Here is a 23,370-nt window from a genome sequence, read left to right as displayed (position 1 = left end):
GAAAATAATATGAACAGTTTTAGTGGTGATGTACTTCAATAAAATGTTTTGTAATATAGCGCACTAAAGAGGTTTTCTACTTTTGGAGACATAAAATGACCCACAAAGCAGTTGACCCAAACCAGTACCAAAGATCACGGTAAGGCACTTGGTCGTTGCTGAACAGTTGTCATAAAAAAGATTTCCGTTTAAGTATGGAAAGTTTGCGCTCGAAAAAATATTAGTAAGTTAAATAAATTAGACAAGAAAAACCAAATACAACTGAGAACATTAAATTAAAAAGCCCGAATATTGCTATTCGGGCTTTTGTAAGCTTTTGATAAAGCTATGTATAAAGCGGCTAAGCTTACATCATTCCACCCATGCCGCCCATACCGCCCATGCCACCCATATCAGGCATTGCAGGAGCGTCTTTTTGTGGTGCATCGGTAACCATACATTCAGTGGTTAACATTAAACCAGCCACTGACGCTGCAAATTGTAATGCACTGCGCGTTACTTTAGCTGGGTCTAAGATACCCATCTCTAACATATCGCCATATGTACCATTACCAGCATTATAACCGAAGTTACCTTTGCCGTTACGCACTTCGTTTAGCACAACTGACGCTTCATCACCGCAGTTTGTTACGATTTGACGAAGCGGTGCTTCCATCGCACGTATTGCAACATTGATACCATGAGTTTGGTCTTCGTTAGCACCTTCAAGGTCTTTAATTGCTTCACAGACGCGTACTAACGCAACACCACCACCGGCAACAACACCTTCTTCAACCGCTGCGCGAGTCGCGTGTAATGCATCTTCAACACGCGCTTTTTTCTCTTTCATTTCAACTTCAGTTGCCGCACCAACTTTGATAACAGCAACACCACCAGCTAGTTTAGCTAGACGCTCTTGAAGCTTCTCTTTATCGTAGTCTGACGTTGATTCTTCAATTTGACCACGAATTTGCGCAACGCGCGCTTCAATGTCAGCTTGCTCACCAACACCATCGATAATCGTGGTGTTATCTTTAGAGATAACAACACGTTTGGCTTGACCTAAATCTTCTAACGTTGCTTTCTCAAGCTCCATACCGATTTCTTCTGAAATCACAGTACCAGCAGTCAAAGTCGCGATATCTTGTAACATCGCTTTACGACGGTCACCAAAACCTGGCGCCTTAACCGCAGCCACTTTAACAATGCCGCGCATGTTGTTAACGACGAGTGTCGCTAACGCTTCACCTTCAACATCTTCAGCAATAATTAATAACGGCTTACCTGCTTTAGCAACCGCTTCTAAGGTGCCTAATAATTCACGAATGTTAGATACTTTTTTATCAACCAATAAGATGAATGGGTTTTCTAACTCAACCGCCCCACTTTCTTGGTTGTTGATGAAGTAAGGTGATAAGTAACCACGGTCAAACTGCATACCTTCAACAACATCTAACTCGTCAGTTAGTGCTTGACCTTCTTCTACGGTAATAACACCTTCAGCACCTACTTTTTCCATCGCTGTAGCGATAATTTTACCCACGGTTTCGTCTGAATTAGCTGAAATAGTACCTACTTGCTCAATAGCTTTATTGTCAGCGCATGGCGTTGATAAGGTTTTTAACTCTTCAACTGCTGCTAATACCGCTTTATCGATACCGCGCTTAAGATCCATCGGGTTCATACCTGCGGCAATTGATTTTAAACCTTCGTTTACGATAGCTTGTGCTAAAACTGTTGCAGTTGTAGTACCGTCACCAGCTTCATCATTAGCTTTAGACGCAACTTCTTTCACCATTTGTGCGCCCATGTTTTCAAACTTGTCTTCAAGTTCAATTTCTTTGGCAACCGAAACACCATCTTTAGTGATCGTTGGTCCACCAAATGATTTATCTAGAACAACATTACGACCTTTAGGTCCTAACGTTACTTTTACTGCATCTGCAAGGATGTTAACGCCTTTCAACATTTTTACACGAGCGTCATTACCAAATAATACGTCTTTTGCTGCCATTTTCTTTTCCTTTAAACTTTTACATTAATCTAGGGCATTCAACCCTAGATACAATCATGAGATTAGGGATTACTCGATTATTCTACGATCGCTAAAATATCGCTTTCTGAAAGAATCAACACTTCTTCACCGTCGATTTTTTCAGTTTTCACGCCATAACCTTCATTAAAAATGACTTGATCGCCAACTTTCACATCTAAGGCTCTTACATCTCCGTTTTCTAAAATACGGCCATTGCCAACGGCAATAACTTCACCGCGAGTAGACTTTTCTGCTGCACTACCAGTTAAAACAATACCGCCAGCAGATTTAGCTTCTACTTCTTTACGTTTGATGATCACGCGATCGTGTAATGGACGAATGCTCATTTATGGTCTCCTGAGACTAAATTTCAATTAAAACCAAAGGGGTTAAATTTTCTTTGTTTCAAAGATGGGGGCGGTTCAATACTTAACAAGGTCTAATTTTAATTTTTTTTAATCCTTGCGCTCATATTCTCCATCCAAGGTTTTTCCTTGATGCGCTTTACCCTGCTCAGGCACATCACTTTCTTGGTAAAAATGCTGGCTAGTGGTATGAAAGTGCACATGAGTATTCGCTGAAGCGACAAAGTGCTTTTGCAATTTTAAGATCAGTGACTTTCTCACCACAGGCACTAACAAAGCTAAACCAATAATATCAGTGACAAATCCTGGTGTTACTAAAACAACGCCAGCGACAAGTAACAAAACACCGCTAATAATGTCATCTGAAGGCACTTGCCCCATGGCCGTTTTTTCTTGCACCGACCTTAACGTAGCCATGCCTTGTTGTTTTACGTACTTAGCGCCAAACCAAGCGGTTACAATAACAATTGCCATCGTAGGCCAAAAGCCTAAAAAGCTACCAACTTGTATTAATAGTGAGATTTCTATGATCGGAACAATAATAAATAACAGAAATAGAATGCGAAACATTAGGGCACCAATTAAAAAAGATTGAAACTGATATGGGGGTTACTCGGTCTATTTCAACTATTGGCTTTGTCACCAGTCATAAGCTATCGATTTTTGCTTATTCTGTGCTACTCTTGTAACGTCATTAATTGATTTAAGATTTTGTTAAGGCACCTAAGTTAATGTTTGAAATTGTCTTATGTACTTGTCCAAATGAAGACGTTGCTGAGCATATTGCAAAATGTTTAGTAGAAGAACGGTTAGCTGCTTGCGTTAATTTATTATCTAACGTTAAATCTATTTACCGTTGGCAAGACAAAGTTGAATGTCAGGTTGAGGTGCAGTTAATGATTAAGTCTACCAAAGATAACTTTAATACGTTATCAGAGCGTATCAGAGAACTTCACCCCTACGATATTCCAGAAATTGTCGCGATGGTTGTTCACCAAGGCGATTTGCAATATTTAAATTGGATCAATGAGTCGTTAAAATAATTCTATGAAAAAAACAATGTTGTTGCTGATTGCTTTGATAGCAATCTCTTTTAATAGTGCCTTTGCTTATGCTCAGGATTCTATTTTTGATACCTCTTCTTCGTCTCTTTTTAATAACCAAGACGAGTTCTTAAGCCCAGATCAAGCCTTTCAATACAGCTTTTATCAAAAAGATAGCTTGTTAACTTTGTCTTTCAACATCGCCGAAGGATATTACTTATACAAAAGCAAATTCAAATTTACTGCTGATAATGCCGTGATAAAGCCTGTATCTTTACCAACAGGTAAATCGCATGAAGATGAGTTTTTTGGTGTTCAAGAAATTTATGTTGGCGAAACAAATTTTCAAATATCATTTGAAGATATTGGGGAAAACGCGACCTTATCAATTCGTTATCAAGGCTGCGCCGAAAAAGGGTTATGTTTTCCTCCAGAAATAAAAACCATCGAGTTATCACCAATGGATTCTTCATCGGCATCTAACACCACGATACTCGGGGCGCTAACTGAAAATGAAGTAAATACCAATACCACTGATGGTCCTCCTACAACAGATAATACCAGCGAACAATATCAACTTGCCAACATGCTAAAAGGAGATAATTTATTATTAACTTTAGTCGCGTTTTTTGTTGGCGGCTTATTGTTATCGTTTACTCCATGTGTTTTTCCAATGTATCCCATTTTAACAGGAATTATCGTTGGTCAAGGCGATAAGCTAACGAATAAAAGCGCTTTCAAATTGTCGTTCATCTACGTTCAGGGCATGGCAATTACCTATACAATATTAGGTATTGTTGTCGCGCTTGCTGGTGCTCAGTTTCAAGCCATGTTTCAACACCCCGCCGTTTTGATCACCTTAAGTGTGATTTTCATCCTGCTCGCAATGTCAATGTTTGGGGTTTATAACCTTGCATTACCAAATTCATGGCAAAATAAGTTAAACCAACTGAGTAATAAGCAACAAGGTGGCTCTGCTGGTGGTGTGTTTACCATGGGCGTTATTTCAGGATTAGTTGCTTCACCTTGTACAACCGCCCCCTTAACTGGTGCGCTACTTTATATTTCTCAATCAGGTGATGTTGTTTTAGGAGCTTCTGCGCTTTACGCGTTAAGTTTAGGGATGGGTATCCCGTTACTGATCATTGGTAGTTCAGGTGGTAAGTTACTACCGAAAGCGGGTAACTGGATGAATATCATAAAGAATATATTTGGTTTGTTATTGCTTGCCGTACCAATTTTCTTATTAGAAAGGTTACTTGCTGAACAAATCGTTTCATTACTATGGAGCGCATTATTGATAATGACCGGTGGTTATTTCTTCTGGGTTAATCACAATAGTAAAAAAACACCGTGGCTAATTGTCCGTGCAGTGATTATTTTTGCAATATTATTTTTTGGTGTACAAAAAGCGTTAACTGTAATCTTGCCAACTCCAAGCACTAGCCAAGAAACCAGCCACGGAGAATTTATTGATGTCACTTCGCTGAGTGAACTAGAAGCGAAAGTAGCAGACGCCAATGCACAAGGCAAAACCGTTATGGTCGACTTATATGCCGACTGGTGTGTTGCATGTAAAGAATTTGAGCAATACACCTTTCCTGATGCTAACGTTAAAAAAGCATTAGCTAACACTATGCTAATTCGGATAGACCTTACCGATACCGGCAGCAAAAGTAGCGTTGAATTAATGAAGCATTTTAATGTTTTTGGTTTACCATCGATTTTGTTTTTCAACACCTCAGGTGAAGAGTTAACAGAAGCGCGTGTAACCGGGTTTGTCGGTGCTGAAAAGTTCGCTGAACATATCAATAAAATATTTAACTAAAGCGCGCTAAAGGAAGGCCTAGGCCATTGCTCGGGTCTTCCAGTAGCCATCAACAATATGATTATCAATAAAGCTATCTATATCTACTTCTGGGATAGGTTTTGAAAAGTAATACCCTTGAATAATATCACATTGATTCTCAGTTAAACTGCGAAGTTGCGCACTGCTTTCAACGCCTTCAGCGACTACTGTAAGGCCCAAGTTTTTAACCATGGCAATAGTCGACATAATGATTTGGTAATCCGCGTGATTTTCTAACATGCCGAAAACGAAACTTTTATCAATTTTGATGACGTCAACTGGCATACGTTTTAAATAAGCTAAAGAAGAATAGCCAGTACCGAAATCATCAATCGCAAAAGTAAAGCCTAAGGCTTTCATCGCGTCCATAGTTTCTATTGCTCTATCGAGATTAGTCACCAAGGTTTGCTCGGTTAACTCAAGTTCAAAGCAATCAGCACTCAAAGAAAACTCTTCTAATAAAGACGTTAAGTATGTTGGAAGATGAATGTCGATAAACTGACCTGCTGATAAGTTAATAGCAATACGTACCCTATCCAACCCCTTATCTCGAAGTTGAGCCCTTAATTCAAAGCAACGCCTGATCACCCAATAGCCCAACTCAATCATGTGTTCAGAGTTTTCTAAAATCGGAATAAAGTCATCTGGAGAAACCATGCCTCTATCGGGGTGATTCCACCTCAGCAGTGCTTCAAATCCATAAAGACGTTTATCTTGTGCAGAAAGCTGTGGCTGTAAACTGAGGCTAAACTGGTTTTTCGACAGCGCTTGCCTCACTTCACTTTCCAACATTACACGCTGCGCAACACGCTTATACATATCGGCATGATAAATATGTAACCTAGCGCCACCGGCTTCTTTCGCCTCATACATAGCGATATCAGCATGACTCACTAACTGCTCTGGTTTAATCAATTCATCTTGAGTAAAAGCAATACCGATACTGGTTGATACATAAAAAATGCTGGTACCTATTTTGATCGGTGCCTTAAACCGCTCCAAAATTTCTTGCGCTACGGCTACTGCGTCATCTACGTCATCAACATGGCCAAGAATAACGACAAATTCATCGCCACCAAACCGGCAAGCCACATCAATATTTCGAATACTTAAACGAATACGGTTGGCGGCTTCGATCAGTAACTTATCCCCCTCACCATGCCCGTGACTATCGTTAACTTTCTTAAAATCATCCAAATCAAGAAACAGCACAGCAACACCACGTTTAAAACGTGCAATGTTAGCAACCGCTTTACGCAATTGATAATTAAGCATATTACGATTAGGCAGACCAGTTAATAGGTCATACATCGCAATGTTTTCTAATTCTTTTGTTTTTTGTTCGACTTCAATATTTAACTGCTCTAGCTCAAAGCTAAGCTCAGTTGCAGCATTAGTCACGATATCTAATTCGTCAGAAAAGAAACGTTTACGCCTAAATTTTATTCCTCGAAACTGCTCAAACTCTTTTAAGGCAAGTAAAGGCAAAGCGCTCGATAGCATTAAAATTCGGTTGGTAAATGGACTTGCAACGAAATAGACCAATATTGCCAGGGTAATAAAAATAAGCAACGCTGATAGTAAAAACTGTAATCGGTAATCTTGGTAACTCTGCTTTAATGCCGTAACATCATCAATTAGTGCAATAAAATATTGTTGCTGATCATTAGCAAACAGTGGCATTAAATTAATGAGATAACTGCCTGAAGTATTATCGAGTTGCAAGCCACTTTGTTTTACTTGCTCAACTAAAGTATTTGACTTTTCATGTTCGATAAACAACGCATGCAGTAACTCTTGATTTGAAGCAGATACTTTGCTGAATTCCCGTATTTGGGCGAGAGGCATATTGGGAAAGTTGATAATTGCCACTTCACTTTTTAATGCCTGATTAATATCGTAAATAATATCGACTAAAGAGACTGATATAGCGAGATAAGCTACCTCTCGATCAAAGTTAAGAATGGGTACAACCGTAAGCTGCTCACACACTTTCGAACAGTACAAGTAATCAATTGGCTGCTCTAATTGCTTCGCCTCATCAATCTTATCCTTAACATAGGCGGGTAGTTGCTTGCTTTGAAATAGCAACTCATTTTTATCATTGATCAACCAGGCATTTTTGACGTTAAAATTAAACTGCATTGCATCAAATTGTGCAGCGAGTTCCTCTGAAAGTTTAGAAAAATCTTTTTCCGACTTAATATTCACTAAATCAGCAAAAGATTCCTGCCAGAGCCTGAGTTTATCTCTAACATGCTGAGAATTTATTTGAAACTGCGTTTGCCCTTGTTTCAAGGTATCGGTTTGATATTGTTTGAACTCTTGATTCAAACGAGACAGCGACATCACCGAGATACCGGCACTAAGCAACATTAATGCACTAACGACAAGTAATAACAGTTTTATTGGTACACTGACAAAGATCTTTTTCATGGTTAAAACCAATATGTCATTTGTACAGATGAAATTTGCCAATATTCACTTTTATTGACAGTTGGATCTGGAATGACAACAGGCGTCAATCGAGCAGTACCTTTAATCCAATGTTGCTCTAGTTGAAGTTTTAAATTAGGCATTAAATCGACATTTATACCGACGGTAAAATCTCGTTGATAACCAAAGTAATGCGGAATAAGCCCTTCGGTCGCCGCTTCCAGTTTGCTACCATTCTTATCGTTTTTATCGGCCCAATAATGTTCATAGCGCGTTAGTAATTGCATTGTATTAGATAAACGATACTGACCTTGAACATAGCCACCTTGACCTTTTGTCCCGCGAACAAAACCTTGATATAAAACGTTTTTTAATATCATCTCCTCTTGCAACAATTCAGCACTTAGCGTCCAGTTTTGCCCTTGATATTCTGCATTCATGTAATGACGAGTCAATTCAACTTCACCATCAACGAAATAATCATTTTTACCAGCTTCATAACTAAAGGTTGCATCTGTTATCGCGATGCCAAAACGCCAATTTGCAAGTGCTGGACGATAATAAATACTCGCCTGTAAATCATCATCATGATCTAAATCCCCACCGGAGAACTGCCCCATGATAATACGCGTTTGTTCTTTGGAGGTTGGCGAACTACCAGAGCTAAGATTAAAATCAAAGTCGCCATAATGCTCACTGCTATAAGTGCTTTTTATTGCTAAGCCGTCTCCACCAACCGACATATCGCGGGTTGCATCAAAATACACAGATTGCGGTAAAATAATGCTGGGGCGAGTCATTGGCACATCTCGTGTACTCGAATATAACCAATGGAAATTTTTAAATCGTCCAAAATACAGATTAGTTTGCCAGTGTTCATTACTAAAGACATTCCAATCAATTAACAAGTAGTCAATTCGAACTCCCTCGTTATAACGATTACCTCCATTTAAATATACTGCTTGCCCCGTGGCTCTTAAATTATCAGTCAGTTGATACGAGCCATTAATGCCTAATTCCGTAAGTTTTGGAGATACCCCGTCATCGTCATCAACAAAATTACTTCCATCCACAGCAATCAAACCTTGAGAAACAAACCCATGATATTTAAATTCACTCGCGTGTAATGAAGTGTTAAACATCATACTTTGCCCAAGTAACAGGCTCATAAGTGTTGTTATTGGCAAGGTTGAGCGAAAGTACCTGCTACTCTGTGATCGTAATGACATTAACATCGTCTTCCTCAATTCCTTTTTCTGCATAACCAATGGCGCCAGGTGTTTTTTTAACCGCTTGAATTAATGCTTCTAATGATTGAACGCTTGTAGGGGCAACCCCTAACCCGGAGAAGGTTAACTTATTCCAAATTCTGTCGAGCTGATATGAAAAAATTTTCAGATTATCTTTACAAAAGCGTTGATGAATTTCTGTCTGGGAAGGCAAAACGAAAACGGTGATCGGCTGTCCGTTAGCCCATTTTACTTGACGCATTGAATAAATTCTTCGTAATTGAGAAGAGCTTAACTCGACCACCTTTGCCGACGGGTGCACGATAACTTCCACGCAATAGACTTTAGTGGATAACCCAAGCAAAAATGTGAAGAACAATACCAAAGCAAAACGATTGATAACGATTTCCTTATCAAAAGACAAAAATCAGCGTTAATCTACTTAAAATAACCTACTAAGGTCAACCGATATTATTTATTAAATTTCATATACATATCAGCTTTTGCCTTATCGATTAAAGTTTAGTCAATTGTTTTTAAAACACCAAATAACAAATGATTTGCAAATTATCATGCTGCTACGTAAATCTAAGCACCAAGAGATTAGACCACTATTTTGCTGCTAATTTCTGCGAAAACTCTATAATATGCAGCAATATTATATTTTTCATCAGAAATCCATCGAACCTGTTTCCAAAAAGCTCGTTTTATGTAATGATGACCACCACTTTTAATTTTAGTGACTTTATTGGCGACAATGGCTGCAAAATTTAACATTTTAGTACTTAATGGTCCAAACCTAAATATGCTAGGCAAAAGAGAACCAGCTATTTACGGTGCATTAGGTCTCAATGAAATTATAGATGCTTTAACAGTGAAAGCGAATGCAATGGAAATTGACCTCCACCATTGCCAGTCCAATAATGAAGCAACACTAATTGATGCTATTCATCAAGCGTTCGAAAAAATAGATTTTATTATTATTAACCCGGCAGCTTTTACCCATACTAGTGTTGCGCTTCGAGACGCACTGTTGTCGGTTAATATTCCTTTTATTGAAGTACATTTATCAAATGTACATGCGCGTGAGTCTTTTAGACATCACTCATATTTATCCGATATTGCGCTCGGTGTCATTTGTGGTTTAGGTGCTCAAGGTTATGAATACGCACTTTTGGCTGCTAAGCAATATTTAAGTAATCAACTAACTGATTGAGTGCTCTATTAGAAGAGTATTTTTAGGTTAATAAACAAAATTTAAACACAACAATAGGTGTCTCATGGATATTAGAAAAATCAAAAAACTTATCGAACTTGTTGAAGAATCAGGCATAAACGAGTTAGAAATTTCTGAAGGTGAAGAGTCTGTACGCATTAGTCGTGGTGGTACTATCGTTGCTCAAGCGCCTGCTGTTCAACATATCCCTGCAGCCGCACCTGCACCAGCAGCTCCTGCTGCGCAATCTACAGAATCATCAACGTCTGCTGCACCTGCATTATCAGGCCATGTAGTTCGTTCACCAATGGTTGGTACATTTTATTCGGCAGCTTCTCCTGATTCACCTGCCTTTGTTGAGGTAGGACAGCACGTTAATGCTGGCGATACGTTATGTATTGTTGAAGCAATGAAAATGATGAATCAGATCGAAGCAGATAAGTCTGGTGTCATTAAAGAAATCTTAGCTCAAAACGAAGATGCGATTGAGTTTGACCAACCGCTATTCATCATTGAATAAGCCCAAACCAATAAGGGTAATTCCATGTTAGATAAAGTAGTTATAGCCAACCGAGGCGAAATTGCGTTAAGAATTCTTCGCGCATGTAAAGAGCTCGGTATCAAAACGGTCGCTGTTCATTCAACAGCTGATCGTAACTTAAAGCACGTACTGTTAGCAGATGAAACCATTTGTATTGGTAAACCTTCTGCTACTGACAGCTATCTTAATATCCCAATGATTATTACTGCCGCCGAAGTGACGAATGCGGTAGCAATACATCCAGGGTATGGTTTTTTAGCTGAAAATGCAGATTTTGCTGAACAAGTAGAAAATTCAGGTTTTACGTTCATTGGCCCTAAAGCAGAAAGTATTCGCTTAATGGGTGACAAAGTATCTGCTATTAAAGCAATGAAAGCAGCCGGCGTGCCTTGTGTTCCAGGTTCTGATGGTCCATTAACTGACGATGACCAACTTAACTTAGCTCATGCAAAGCGCATTGGTTATCCTGTTATTATCAAGGCTTCTGGTGGCGGCGGTGGACGCGGTATGCGCGTTGTTCGCCAAGAATCTGAATTACTTGATGCGATAAAAATGACCAAAACAGAAGCTCGTGCTTCATTCAATAACGATATGGTTTACATGGAAAAATTCCTTGAAAATCCACGTCACGTTGAAATTCAAGTTATGGCTGATGGTCAAGGTGGAGCTATTCATTTAGGTGAGCGTGACTGTTCAATGCAACGCCGTCACCAAAAAGTGGTCGAAGAAGCTCCAGCACCAGGTATTACGCCAACCATGCGCGCGCAAATCGGTGAACGTTGTTGTCGTGCTTGTATAGAGATTGGGTACCGTGGCGCAGGTACATTTGAGTTCTTGTATGAAAATGGTGAGTTTTATTTCATTGAAATGAATACTCGTATTCAAGTAGAACATCCGGTTACTGAAATGGTTACTGGTGTTGACTTAATCAAAGAACAACTTCGCATAGCCGCAGGTCAGCCACTTTCTTATACCCAAGAAGATATAAAAATTTCTGGGCATTCTATTGAGTGTCGTATTAACGCTGAAGATCCGCGTACTTTCATCCCTTCACCTGGGAAAATCACACGATTCCACCCGCCAGGTGGTATGGGTGTTCGCTGGGATTCACATGTCTATGCTGATTATTCGGTACCGCCTCATTATGATTCAATGATTGGTAAGCTCATTACCTACGGTGATAACCGAGATGTTGCTATCGCGCGCATGCGCAATGCATTAAACGAATTAGTGATCGATGGTATAAAAACCAATATTGCCTTGCACAAAGACATCCTAAACGATCAGGGCTTTGTCAATGGCGGCGCCAATATTCATTATCTAGAGAAAAAGCTCTCTGAATCTGAATAACCAATCAATTTAAGCGAGTAAAGCTCTGCCATTGCAGAGCTTTTTTATTTCTAGTATTTTATAAAGCTTGCAATCAATAGTTAGCGGATCATGAGTAAAGAAGAAAAGATTATTTTATTGGAAAAGCCCGAACCGCCAGCAGATGGAGAGTGCTGTGATAGCGCTTGCACACCTTGTGTTTGGGATACCTACTACGCCGCAAGAAAAGCATGGCGTTTGCAACAAGCAGAGCTTAAAGCCAATCAAGAAAAAAGCGAGTCAAAATAAGGCTCGCTTTGTTCAGTTAGTCGGTTATCTCTTTGGTGTGTTAATTAAACCATTGATAACAGTTGTTTAACGAGTTTATTTATCCCGCTTGCCGCTTGGCTAACAGAGGTTGCTAACATATACGCTGGTGTCGAAACCACTTTATGTGCATGGTCTATGACAATATCATCAACTGAACAATCAACATGGCTTAACCCTAAGGTAGATAGAGAGCTTGCTACGGCTTGATCATCACCTATCGTTCCTTGCACACCCTCACCATAAATAAATCCTAGTAATGCTGGGGCGATACACATATAACCGGCGGGCTTTTTGGCATCAGCAAATGACTTTGCAGCAAGAAGAATTTGCTCATTTATCTGACACTTTTCACCATGTATCGCAAAATCACATAAGTTTTTCGCCACACCAAAACCGCCGGGAAAGATAATGGCATCAAATTCAGCGACCCTTAATTCAGTTAAATTCTCAATATCACCGCGAGCAATTCTTGCGGATTCAACTAAAACATTGCGGTGCTCATCACGACTAACTTCACCCGTTAAATGATTGATCACATGATGCTGTTCTATGTCAGGTGCAAAGCAACGATAAGTCGCTCCATGTTGCTCTAATGCTAACAAGGTTAATACGCTTTCATGAATTTCACTGCCGTCATACACACCGCAGCCACTTAAAATTATCGCGACATTTGCCATTAACACTTCCTTCATTAAAATCAATTGACACCTGTTATACTAAAATTCGCCACAAACTTAAACCAGATAACGATAAAGATCGACATCAATCTGTTGATATCGCTCTGTATAAGTCACTATTAGAGCAATAATTTTACTGCGGACAAATAGTCCAATTGACTGGGCATATGCTCTGTGCCGATCTCATATTGGCAAGCGAATGAACAAAATCTTGGTCAGTGAGCACGCGAAAGCTATGAGCTGCAGCAAAATGTTTTGGCGAAACTTCCAGTGATTCAAGTCGCTTTTGTAATCCATGAAGCGCTTGGTAACCTTGCGGCGAACCAGTTTCATCTCTGGAAAAGTAAGTATCTGCACTAAATAATACTTGCTCGTTATTAAAGTATGTCACTAAGCTATATTCTGCATGGCTATTAGGATAATTAATTGCCTGCACCTGACCATTAGCCAACGATAACTGTTCTTCTACGAATAAAAGACGCTCTTTTGCAATAGTTTCACCGACAATAGACTCTATTGTCGCTAAATGTTGCTGCTTAGTAACCAAGATTGCCCCGAGATCGAACGCTTCCTTCATACCACCTAAATGATCAAGATGGTGGTGACTGACCACTAAATATTTCAATGGCTTTTGTAAGTTATACTTATCTTGAACAAAGGCTAATCGTTTACTCAGATCTTTGTAGCCACCTGCACCAACAAAATAGTCGCCAGCATCTAAAAAGATACTAAAGCCCCAATCTTGGCCAACCAAATATAGCTTGTCGTCAATTTGCTTAGCTTGCATTGCTGAAAAGTCTATCCCTTTGCCAGCTTGACGATAATCTTGAGGTAATTCAAATGTCTCTTTAACCGCTAAGTTAGGGATAAATTCTCTGTGTGTAAGCACGGAATAAGGTGCCCCACCACGCGTGACAAAAACGCTGTTGGCATATAAAAGACCATCGACATTTCGATAGTCACTAAAGCGGTAACTAAACACTTTACCAGACCAATGTGGCCGCTCTAGTTTGGCAATTCGAAAATCGCGCTGATTTATTAACAAGGTCAACTTAGGATAACCTTGTCTTTCCAAAAGCACTTGAAAATGTGGGGCTCCATATAAGTTTTTGTCATCTAATCGAGTAATTTGAGTTTCTTTATCTTTGATTAATAACGCCAGCGCAGTATCCAAATGATAAGAGTAATGGCGCTCAGTTGAAATAAAATTGAGATTAGGTACTTGCGATAAGGTTTTGTCACTGTGATTAAGACGATAACCTTGATTACCATCAAAAAGTTGCTGACGAACAGAAAAGCTATCTTTATCACCAGTTAGCCACTTAAAGTCTTTTCTTTGCTTTGCTAAATCAACAGTCAATTGTGCACGAGCATGCTCAAGATCAATTTCATCAGCACTGTAACTTTGCCCTTCTCTAAAACTCTTGTAGTGGTCGGTTAACTGATAACTTGATAGTGCTAACAGTGAATCCCCGCCGTAGGCTTGCACAACCTTTTTGATCAATTGATGATTTTCTGTTGATGTATTTATCGTTTGTGAAGCAAATAATGTAAGGCTAGACAACGATAGTAGTGTGCCTAATGTTAATTGTATGAAGCGCATATTATCTTCCTTGTTTTGTTATTGAAGCTAATTTAATCAGCAGCGTTTACAATGCACATTCCTTTGCGATAGATGACGGCTGATAATCGACCGATGACAAGTACTCGCTTTTATTTACATTTTGTAACGGTAGATTTGCAGAGCTCAACAAATTACCATAAAAAAGCCAGTGTAAAACCGGGCTATTGAGTCAACTTGGAGCTGCTATTTTAGGATAGTGGCTCTTTATTATTTTATACACTTGAAAAGTAACGAATAAATCTTTATTGCAAGCTTAATTCCATAGTTAAAATAACTGAAATAATGTACGATTAGTCAGTTTTTTCAATGAGTTATTTAAAACTTGTCAAAACCTCCTATAATATTGGCTATAGGAGTGGTAATTATGACGAAATATGTCTTCTTAGATACGGAAACCACAGGTTTAGATCCCCATAAAGGCAACCATAGGATCATCGACCTAGCCTGCATAGAATATGAAGATTCCACTCCCACGGGACATGTATTCAACCTCAAAATTAATCCTGAGGGCAAAAAGTCCGTTAAGAGCGCTTTTCGAGTTCATGAAATCCTAGATGAAGAATTAGAAGGCCAACCCACCTTTAGTGATATCCATCAGCAATTCATTGAATTTATCAAGGACAGTCACCTCGTTATCTTCAATGCAGCTTTTGATTTACGGTTTTTAAATGCAGAGTTAAACCGAGTTAATTACCCTTCAACGGTGTCTGATATTTGTGCTGAAGTCACTTGTGCAATGGAGCTTGCTAAGAGCAAATTCGGTGTTAGAAAAATCAGCCAAGATGCGGCTTGCTTACGATACGGCATTGATATTTCAAGGCGAACTAAACACAGTGCGCTACTTGATGCTTCTTTATGTGCAGTGCTGTTTTTCAAATTACTTGATGATACGGTTGAGCCGCTAAAATCAACACCACAACAGAATAAGCATACGCCAACCAAAGCCATATCCATTCCAAGAGCTTATAAAAACAAGGAAACTGGCATATATACCCAGCTTAACTTTTGTAAAAATCCAGAATGTAAGAATTTTGGTGTCGTAGCTAAAAACCCTACTTACAAAGTAAATGGTAAGCTTAAACGGGGCTTAGGTAACGAATACAAGCTTACATGGAGTGACGATAAATCTGAGCAACTGCTCACTTGCAAATTATGTGGTCACAGTACCACCATGTTACACAATCGTTGTTTTGAATTAGAAGTAAAACGTCTTTCAACCATATACGAGCCAGTCGAGCCAACGTGTCAGAATAAAGCTATCCCCGGACAACCTAAGACGTTTCGGCACTACTATATCCCACTATCTCCTAATAATAGGCGTGGCATTAAAAAGCAAAAGCCTCGGTGTAAAAACAGAGACAAGGGAATTTATACTCACCCCGAACTCTACAAATTAGATGGGAAAGCCCAGCCTGACCGCATTGTCGAGCGCATTGTCAAAAAGCCACTCAAAAAAGGTGGTAAGCCCGTCACTCAAATAATCAAGGAAGAAAAGCTTGGCTCACAATTTCTTACCTGTCATGCATGTGATAGTAAGATAACTGTTAAGTTAAACCCAGCAAACCGTCATTATCGAGATTCAGATAACGTTAAAATCTTCAAAGATTTAATGAATAAAGACATCTTTAATCGCATGATGGACAAGCATGAACTGGGGGCTAAGGTTATCTACGACAAAATCAACTTTTTCTACGAGCAAGCCTTAGCCTTTGACCATTATCACTCACAGATGATTGACCATGCGGTAGCAACCAGAACACTGAATCTTAGTTCAGATAGACAGTTCTATTTAAGTAACTGGGGCGACCATAACATGCCAAAACCTACGCCCATCGTGAATACAACAACGGTCGATAATCAATCAGGCTTTGTATTCGTTTCCAATGTGAATTTTGATTTCACCAGTGATTATCTAGAGATAAACAAAGAGCATCGAGAAAAGAAAGAGCTGGAAAAATTTCCGTATTACAGACGTTACGCGTAATACGTATTAAGCAATGATGATGTTAATGTTCAGGCACCTGAGCATGAACGCACTGTTGACCTCCAGCTACCACCCAAAGGATTACTGGTACAGCAAACGTATAGCGTATTGGCTCACTTTGCTTTACTTAAACAAAAGCTCAAATATGCCAATCAAGTTAACTTATACGCAGATAATGATTCAGGTATTAAATTAGCCGTAGGAGCTATTTTTAACGATTGGATAGCACGCAATAAGCTTTATGCCTTTCAAATCTCAGCAGAGAAAACAGGCAGCGCTCAGTATCTAGATGAAGACGCATCTAAACGATTCAGAGAAGTTCGAGCGAACGCAAAAAAAGAAAACCCAGACATCACCAATGAAGACATTAAGAAAGTACTTTGGGAAGCGCAATTATCAAACCGAGTTCGTGTCGGTAATGCTAAATCAGAATGGCTAATCAACCCTAATAGTAAATCACGTTTAGCGATGTTGTTGCCACTTGGCGATGTAAAGAGCACGAACCCAAAAACTAGTGGCAAGTATATTAGCCAACGCTTCACTTCATGGTGTTGATAATTGGTTTCAAATTCTACGCAGACACATTAATCTTTTAGAACGTCCCGTCACTAGTGCCACCAACGCAAAACGCTGGAATGCCTATGCTGGCTATAACCCTGAATGGATGGTAAAACTGATTGAAATTAAGCGCGTATATTTCAATTATTGCATGACCAATGAACGCACCATTAACAGAAATTTCAAAGGTAATAACAAACCTAAACCGTCTACACCAGCAATGCGTTTAGGCTTAACAAGAAAGCTATATACCGCTGAGGATTTGTTGTCATTTAGCCTAGATAAAGTTCGCATTGATGAAGTGTATCGTAACAAAACCGAACATCAGCCAAGCTTTATGAGTAACCGATTTTAGTGTCAGGTTATTTTACAATTGTGCAAAACTGAAATCACCAACACTCACTAACTTACTGTTTTTTTTTTGCAAGTTATCCAACTGGCACAGTGCTTGCCTTTGTCCAACAAGTATTTATTTTTAGCTTTATTAAACACCTTCCAACCTCGATGGAAAGGGATTAAAAGGAAAACTCAAATGAAAAATATATTTTTAAAGGGTGTGGCTGCTGCATTTGCTTTGGCTGTTAGTGGATTTGCTAATGCTGGGTTGATTATAGAGTCAGAACCCAATGATACGATAGCGACTGCGCAAAATATTGATAGCTACTTTGATTTGGCATTTGATATAAACATTGAAAACTCATTAGGAATAAATACATCTACATTAATTCCACATGTAGAAATACAGGGAACACTTAGTGATACGGCTTCATATGATGTATTCAGTTTTTGGGGGACTGTAGGCAGTACTGCAATTTTCGATATTGACTGCGGCGCGAGTACATTTGGATCTTGTACGAATAACGGCGGTTTAGATGCCTTTTTGAGACTTTTTGATCCATCTGGTAACTCTATTGCCCAAAATGATGATGTCTGGCTCAATATAGATACTGGTTCAAGCGCAAATGGAACATTAGATTCATATATTGAACTGACCTTGCCAACAACAGGACTATTTGCAATTAGAGTTGGCAGATGTTGCGAGAATCCTGTAGGTATAAATGGTGATTATGTATTAAACGTATCAGTAGAAAATCACTCAACTAGTGTACCAGAGCCATCAAGTATGGCGATACTTGCTATAGGTTTATTGGGATTAGTTTCCCGTAAATTTAATAAGCAAGCTTGATCCTAAAACTTAGCTATAAGAGAAACACTGATCGCTATGGTTAGTGTTTTTTGTTTTTAGATATATAAAAGCATAGTAAAACCCACATAAACGCTTTCAAATCCATTCGTTAACTAACTGAATAATCTAACTAATCGTAAATTTTGAAGTTATTTTAATGTTTTCTTTTAGCCTAGTTTCAATTGAAAAATAAAGAAAATATTTTCTGAAAGTAAAAAGCCGCTTTGTTATTTCCACAAAACGGCTCCAAGTTGACTCAATAGCCCGGTGTAAAACTGGCTTTTTTATTAAGCATTAACGGCTAATGTTATTCTCTTACAAGTTTAGCCACCAATTGGCGACCCAGGCGGTAACTTAATCTCTGATGCTGGTGTAAACATTTTTCCTTGAGATAAGCTGTAATCTATCTGATCCACCAATAAAATAAATTGGGCTGCCATCGCTCGATATTTTTTATCTTTAGCGTGCTTCTCTAACCAAGCTTTTAAATCGGTTAACTCAACGAAGGTTTGCGCTCTTACTTCACTAACCAAAGAAGGGTTATGCCACAGTGAAAGTAAGTGCTCAACAACCTGCTGGTTAACCCTTTGTTGAACTAAAGTCGCTAAACCTCTGTTTGGCATTTGCTTGATCGTTGATGATATTAGCATCTCATAAAGCTCCGCTACGCTTGGAATATCATCTTGGATAACTGCTTGCTGTGCTAAACGAGCCAATCTTTCACGATGGAGTAAGTAAGATAATGTCTGTTTAGCACTGGCCTCAGCTGCCGACACAGGATCAAAAGTGATCCCAGTATTACTGGTAAAACTTTCACGATCTCGAGAGTAACCGTAAGCTTTAGGTGGTATTAACTTAATAATACGCTCAGGTAAGGTTAACACTTCAGGAGAAAGTGTTTGAAGTAGCGCCTTTATAGCTTGACGCTGCTGGTTACCACTAACCCATGTTAATTCAGAAGGCTCATTAAGGCTTCGCATTTGGTATCGATAATCAACCCCTGCAATGAGTTTAGCTGCTGCTTCTACTTGATAGCGATGAAAATTATAAACTGGCACTAACACTTGCTCAATTTCAGACAATGGCGCGCCAACCGGGATACTGTTTAAACCAAAGTTCTCAAGCGCCTTTTCTCTCACTTTTAACACACGAATAAGCTCGTTGGCGGCGTTTTCTCCGTTATCCCATAAATGTCCGGTATTGTGTGCACCAGAGGCAGGCCTTGCATCAGGATCAGATACATAAAGTAATCCACTTTGCTGCGCACTGCTAATCACTTTGGCAAGATAGTTCGCTTCTTTTTCAGTAGCGATATCGGCATAACCGTAGGCGATAACATGTTTATCCCACAGCCCTATCTTATCGTCATAGGCGTTTTCAAGACTGATTTTATCATTGACCAACTCAATTAGAGGATGAGGATAATCCATCACTGAGGCTCTGTTATTAACGCTTGCGGCAAAGTTATGAGCAATTCCCAAAGTATGACCCACTTCATGAGCAGAGAGCTGCCTAATACGGGCCAGTGCCATTTCTTTCATTTCGCTGGTATCGACATTTTCTTCATCAAAAGGAGAGGTCAAGCCTAAAGCAATCAAGTAATCCTGACGAACTCGCAGAGACCCTAACGTAACATGCCCCTTGATAATCTCACCTGTGCGTGGATCAATCACAGAAGAGCCGTATGACCAACCTCTTGTTGCTCGATGTACCCACTGAATAACGTTATATCGAATATCCATTGGATCCGCATCTGCTGGCAACATTTTCACTTGAAATGCGTTTTTGTAGCCTATTGCACTGAACGCGTCATCCCACCATAACGCCCCATCAAGCAAAGCACTCTTTACCGGCTCAGGTACACCAGCATCAAGATAGTAGACAATGGGTTCAATCGCTTCACTTACCTTTGCTAATGGGTTTTTCTTCGCTAATCGATGACGAGGGATCACACGCTTAACAATCGGCTCATCAATTGCTGTGGCATAATCCGCATAACTATGTTGCCAAAATCCGCTATAGGGATGAAACGTACGTGGCTGATAACCTGGCTCAGGCAATTGAATTAATGAATGGTGTAAGTTTACGGTAACCGCGCTATTATCTGGCGTAACGCTGCGTAAGTAAGCACCGGCACCAGATCCTTTATAAGTGACTGTCGCTTCTAACTCTGTATTCTTAGGGAATGCTTTACTGCGCTCCTTAAAGACAAAACTTCTACTTGAATCAACCGAAAAACTCCCTTGCTTCCGTTGTTTCAACTTCTCAGAGATACCATGGATATCTGATAATAAAAATGGCGTATAATCAATCAACACCTTAGTCGATTGCTTGTCTTCGTATGCGACTTCAAATCCCCAAATAATCGAACTCGCAAAAGCTTCCTCCATCGCCAACTTCTCAAGTTGATTATCGGTATCAGCGCGATAATAGGTATTTAGCTGCCTAAGCACCACTTTGCTGCCGACACGTTCAAACCTGACAAGTCGTGTATCGCCCAACTGACCGCGATCTAAGCCAATATCATTCGAACCAACCCCTCGCGGTAAGCTACTTTGAAACAAAAACTCTTTTTCAAAATCAGAAATTTGCAAAAACACTTTTCCAGAGCTTTGCTCTAAATAGAACGAAAAATAGCCCTGATGCAGCTCGTTTTTACTAATAAATTCTTCATAGTTATCAGTTGCATAACCATTAAATGTTATTATCGTGATAGCAATGCAAAACAATCGAAGTAATCTCATAATATTCCTTGTTTTTGTAAAAGCGTTATTTTTTTATACAGAAGATAGCAAGATTATTGTTATAATTGTAAAAATTTTGTGGATAAAGACGTTTACCCACGTACGAACAATAACAACAATACGCACTCAATCTTGGCTTCTTTGATTAGAAGGGGCTAAGCATAATATAAAATATACAAATTAAACAAACGATAATTAGGTATTAGCATGCAACGACTCGCACCCGCTCTACGAGCAGATGATGTCCCTCTAGATCTTATTTCTTTGATAAAAACTATTCTTGCCGCGACAAAAGAAATTTCTTTTCGTGTTAGCCAAGCACAATTGGGTGGCCTGTTAGGCTCTACTCTTGATGAAAATATTCAAGGAGAAGTTCAAAAGAAATTGGACGTTGTTGCCAATGAATTATTTAAAGATATTCTATTAGAATCAGGGTTTGTTAAAGCCATTTCCTCTGAAGAAGAAGAGACTTCGGTCGCTGGCGAAGATAATGGTAAATACATCGTTTCGTTTGACCCTTTAGATGGTAGTTCCAATATCGATATTAATTCACTGATTGGTACAATTTTCTCTATCCACAAAGCAAAGCCTGAATTGGCCGCCGATGATCCTGAACACTTCAAACAACCAGGTCATGCACAAGTGTGCGCGGGCTATGTTTTATATGGTCCGTCAACCATGCTGGTGATGACTACAGGTAAAGGTACTCACTTTTACGTCCTAGACCGTACACATGGTGGCTACTTATTGGTTGAACGTAACGTTCAAGTACCGAAAGATACCCAAGAATTCGCTATCAATATGTCTAATCAACGCTTTTGGCATCCGCCAATGCAAAATTATATAAATGATCTTGTCGCTGGTGATACTGGCCCAAGAGGTAAAAATTTTAATATGCGCTGGATTGCAGCGATGGTTGGCGATATCCACCGCGTGTTAACTCGTGGTGGTATATTTACATACCCAGCAGATACTAAAAATCCTGAAAAGCCCTATAAACTGCGCTTGATGTATGAAGCAAACCCAATGAGTTTCTTAATTGAGCAAGCAGGAGGAAAAGCAGTGACTAGTGAAGGTCGCATTATGGAGATTGAGCCAAACGATATTCACCAACGTGTGGAAGTCATTATGGGCTCAGAAAATGAAGTAAATGCCTGCTTAAGCTACTACAGCTAAGGGTAAAACAGCATTTAAAGGCAACTTCGAACGTTTATAACCAATAAAAAGCCGCTTATACCAATAAGCGGCTTTTTATTATCATCGTTTATTTGTTAAAATATCGCCAATTTAAAACTATTTTGTTATGTCATAAAGAGAACACTATGCCAAACTATGTTGTCGGTCACAAAATCCCAGATTCTGACTCTATTTGCTCTGCTATTGCCCTTTCTTATTTAAAAACGACCTTGGGTGAAGAAACTGTTCCTGCTCGTTTGGGTGAGTTATCACCTGAAACATTATTTATTCTTGATAAATTTGGTTTTGAGCAACCTCAACTTAAAACCAGTTACGCAGGTGAAAGTTTGTATATCGTCGATCACTCTGATCGCGTTCAAGGCCCTGATGATATTAATGAAGCAACGATATTAGGCATTATTGATCATCACAAACTAGGTGATATCACCACTTCTGCACCATTAGAGTGTTGGATACGTCCTGTTGGTTGCACTAATACCATCATTAAAATGATGTATGATTTTCATGATGTTGAAATTCCAAAAAATATTGCTGGTGCGATGATGTGTGCCATCTTAAGTGATACCGTTATTTTCAAGTCACCTACTTGTACCACTGCAGATATAAAATGCGTAGAAGCTTTAGCTGAAATCGCCGGTATCGAAGACCCTAAAGCCTTAGGCATGGAAATGTTCAAAGTGAAATCAGCTGTCGAAGGCACGCCTGTTCGTGATTTAGTATTACGTGATTTTAAAGATTTTGATATGAACGGTAACCTTGTTGGTATTGGTCAATTAGAAGTCATCGATTTAGCAATTTTCGATAATATGAAAGAAGCACTTGAGGCTGATTTAGCGGCACTAAAAGCGGAAGGAAATCGTCATAGTGTGATCTTACTCTTAACCGATATCATGAAAGAAGGCTCTGAGTTTTTAGTGGTGAGTGATGACGAAAACTTAACCGAGAAAGCTTATGGCAAAGTCACTGAAAATGGTCGCGTATGGATAGACGGTGTATTATCACGTAAAAAACAAGTGGTACCACCTTTGCAAGAATCCTTTGCTTAAATCAAACCATTGATAAAATGTTA

At 39.3% G+C, this 23,370-nt stretch carries 21 protein-coding genes; 12 read left to right on the top strand and 9 right to left on the bottom strand.

The annotated features are described in order from the left end of the window. Positions 1 to 346: 346 nt before the first annotated feature. The 3 genes from groL to ACSLUH_RS06565 form a co-directional block, all read right to left on the bottom strand. Positions 347 to 1,993 carry a chaperonin GroEL gene (groL, locus tag ACSLUH_RS06575; RefSeq protein ID WP_448565505.1) on the bottom strand — a complete coding sequence of 549 codons (1,647 nt, stop codon included), beginning with the start codon at positions 1,991 to 1,993 and terminating at the stop codon, positions 347 to 349. Positions 1,994 to 2,070: 77 nt separating this feature from the next. Beyond that, on the bottom strand, positions 2,071 to 2,361 hold the full coding sequence (locus ACSLUH_RS06570) for a co-chaperone GroES (RefSeq protein ID WP_448565504.1): 291 nt from the start codon (positions 2,359 to 2,361) through the stop codon (positions 2,071 to 2,073). A gap of 108 nt (positions 2,362 to 2,469) precedes the next feature. Next, a complete protein-coding gene (locus tag ACSLUH_RS06565; protein ID WP_448565503.1) occupies positions 2,470 to 2,949 on the bottom strand; it encodes an FxsA family protein in 480 nt (159 codons plus the stop codon). A 161-nt stretch (positions 2,950 to 3,110) separates the two neighbouring features. Here ACSLUH_RS06565 and cutA point away from each other — a divergent pair, with 161 nt between their 5' ends. Continuing rightward, positions 3,111 to 3,422, top strand: coding sequence for a divalent-cation tolerance protein CutA (gene cutA / locus ACSLUH_RS06560; protein ID WP_448565502.1), 312 nt, complete (start codon positions 3,111 to 3,113; stop codon positions 3,420 to 3,422). Between the two features lie 4 nt (positions 3,423 to 3,426). Further along, on the top strand, positions 3,427 to 5,250 hold the full coding sequence (locus tag ACSLUH_RS06555; protein WP_448565501.1) for a protein-disulfide reductase DsbD: 1,824 nt from the start codon (positions 3,427 to 3,429) through the stop codon (positions 5,248 to 5,250). Between the two features lie 18 nt (positions 5,251 to 5,268). On the opposite strand, the gene ACSLUH_RS06550 is transcribed toward ACSLUH_RS06555, so the two are convergent. The 3 genes from ACSLUH_RS06550 to ACSLUH_RS06540 form a co-directional block, all read right to left on the bottom strand. Further along, entirely contained in the window at positions 5,269 to 7,707 is a 2,439-nt protein-coding gene (locus tag ACSLUH_RS06550; protein WP_448565500.1) for a bifunctional diguanylate cyclase/phosphodiesterase, read from the bottom strand. A 2-nt stretch (positions 7,708 to 7,709) separates the two neighbouring features. Beyond that, positions 7,710 to 8,852 carry a hypothetical protein gene (locus ACSLUH_RS06545; RefSeq protein WP_448565499.1) on the bottom strand — a complete coding sequence of 381 codons (1,143 nt, stop codon included), beginning with the start codon at positions 8,850 to 8,852 and terminating at the stop codon, positions 7,710 to 7,712. Positions 8,853 to 8,913: 61 nt separating this feature from the next. After that, positions 8,914 to 9,360, bottom strand: a complete 447-nt coding sequence (locus tag ACSLUH_RS06540; RefSeq protein ID WP_448565498.1) for a hypothetical protein — start codon at positions 9,358 to 9,360, stop codon at positions 8,914 to 8,916. A gap of 333 nt (positions 9,361 to 9,693) precedes the next feature. On the opposite strand from ACSLUH_RS06540, the gene aroQ reads away from it, so the two are divergent. The 4 genes from aroQ (at position 9,694) to ACSLUH_RS06520 (ending at position 12,310) form a co-directional block, all read left to right on the top strand. Continuing rightward, positions 9,694 to 10,152, top strand: coding sequence for a type II 3-dehydroquinate dehydratase (gene aroQ, locus ACSLUH_RS06535; protein ID WP_448565497.1), 459 nt, complete (start codon positions 9,694 to 9,696; stop codon positions 10,150 to 10,152). Between the two features lie 64 nt (positions 10,153 to 10,216). Beyond that, on the top strand, positions 10,217 to 10,672 hold the full coding sequence (gene accB / locus ACSLUH_RS06530; protein WP_448565496.1) for an acetyl-CoA carboxylase biotin carboxyl carrier protein: 456 nt from the start codon (positions 10,217 to 10,219) through the stop codon (positions 10,670 to 10,672). 24 nt (positions 10,673 to 10,696) lie between these two features. Continuing rightward, positions 10,697 to 12,043 (top strand): acetyl-CoA carboxylase biotin carboxylase subunit, encoded by a 1,347-nt coding sequence (gene accC, locus ACSLUH_RS06525; RefSeq protein WP_448565495.1) that lies wholly within the window; start codon positions 10,697 to 10,699, stop codon positions 12,041 to 12,043. Positions 12,044 to 12,133: 90 nt separating this feature from the next. Then, positions 12,134 to 12,310 (top strand): oxidoreductase-like domain-containing protein, encoded by a 177-nt coding sequence (locus tag ACSLUH_RS06520; protein ID WP_448565494.1) that lies wholly within the window; start codon positions 12,134 to 12,136, stop codon positions 12,308 to 12,310. 44 nt (positions 12,311 to 12,354) lie between these two features. Here the strand turns inward: ACSLUH_RS06520 and elbB are convergent, their stop codons facing one another. Both elbB and ACSLUH_RS06510 read right to left on the bottom strand, forming a co-directional pair. Next, positions 12,355 to 13,008: an isoprenoid biosynthesis glyoxalase ElbB gene (elbB, locus tag ACSLUH_RS06515; protein WP_448565493.1), complete on the bottom strand. Its 654-nt coding sequence runs from the start codon at positions 13,006 to 13,008 to the stop codon at positions 12,355 to 12,357. Between the two features lie 133 nt (positions 13,009 to 13,141). Beyond that, positions 13,142 to 14,611, bottom strand: coding sequence for an MBL fold metallo-hydrolase (locus ACSLUH_RS06510; protein ID WP_448565492.1), 1,470 nt, complete (start codon positions 14,609 to 14,611; stop codon positions 13,142 to 13,144). 385 nt (positions 14,612 to 14,996) lie between these two features. Here ACSLUH_RS06510 and ACSLUH_RS06505 point away from each other — a divergent pair, with 385 nt between their 5' ends. From ACSLUH_RS06505 to ACSLUH_RS06490, 4 genes are all read left to right on the top strand, one after another. Beyond that, entirely contained in the window at positions 14,997 to 16,616 is a 1,620-nt protein-coding gene (locus tag ACSLUH_RS06505; protein WP_448565491.1) for an exonuclease domain-containing protein, read from the top strand. A 108-nt stretch (positions 16,617 to 16,724) separates the two neighbouring features. Further along, positions 16,725 to 17,171, top strand: coding sequence for a hypothetical protein (locus ACSLUH_RS06500; RefSeq protein WP_448565490.1), 447 nt, complete (start codon positions 16,725 to 16,727; stop codon positions 17,169 to 17,171). Next, positions 17,131 to 17,529 (top strand): hypothetical protein, encoded by a 399-nt coding sequence (locus ACSLUH_RS06495; protein WP_448565489.1) that lies wholly within the window; start codon positions 17,131 to 17,133, stop codon positions 17,527 to 17,529. The genes ACSLUH_RS06500 and ACSLUH_RS06495 overlap by 41 nt, the downstream gene beginning before the upstream one ends. Before the next feature lie 177 nt (positions 17,530 to 17,706). After that, complete coding sequence (locus tag ACSLUH_RS06490) at positions 17,707 to 18,360, top strand: pre-peptidase C-terminal domain-containing protein (protein WP_448565488.1); 654 nt, start codon at positions 17,707 to 17,709, stop codon at positions 18,358 to 18,360. A gap of 323 nt (positions 18,361 to 18,683) precedes the next feature. Here the strand turns inward: ACSLUH_RS06490 and ACSLUH_RS06485 are convergent, their stop codons facing one another. Further along, positions 18,684 to 21,104, bottom strand: coding sequence for a zinc-dependent metalloprotease (locus ACSLUH_RS06485; protein WP_448565487.1), 2,421 nt, complete (start codon positions 21,102 to 21,104; stop codon positions 18,684 to 18,686). A 207-nt stretch (positions 21,105 to 21,311) separates the two neighbouring features. Between ACSLUH_RS06485 and ACSLUH_RS06480 the strand changes: the two genes are divergently transcribed. Further along, on the top strand, positions 21,312 to 22,280 hold the full coding sequence (locus ACSLUH_RS06480) for a class 1 fructose-bisphosphatase (protein WP_448565486.1): 969 nt from the start codon (positions 21,312 to 21,314) through the stop codon (positions 22,278 to 22,280). A 146-nt stretch (positions 22,281 to 22,426) separates the two neighbouring features. Beyond that, positions 22,427 to 23,347 carry a manganese-dependent inorganic pyrophosphatase gene (locus tag ACSLUH_RS06475; RefSeq protein ID WP_448565485.1) on the top strand — a complete coding sequence of 307 codons (921 nt, stop codon included), beginning with the start codon at positions 22,427 to 22,429 and terminating at the stop codon, positions 23,345 to 23,347. The last annotated feature ends 23 nt before the right edge of the window (positions 23,348 to 23,370 follow it).

The sequence above is a fragment of the Thalassotalea ganghwensis genome (assembly GCF_053485795.1).
The sequence above is the reverse complement of the archived record's forward strand: the minus strand, read 5'-3'. Positions and strand labels throughout refer to the sequence as shown.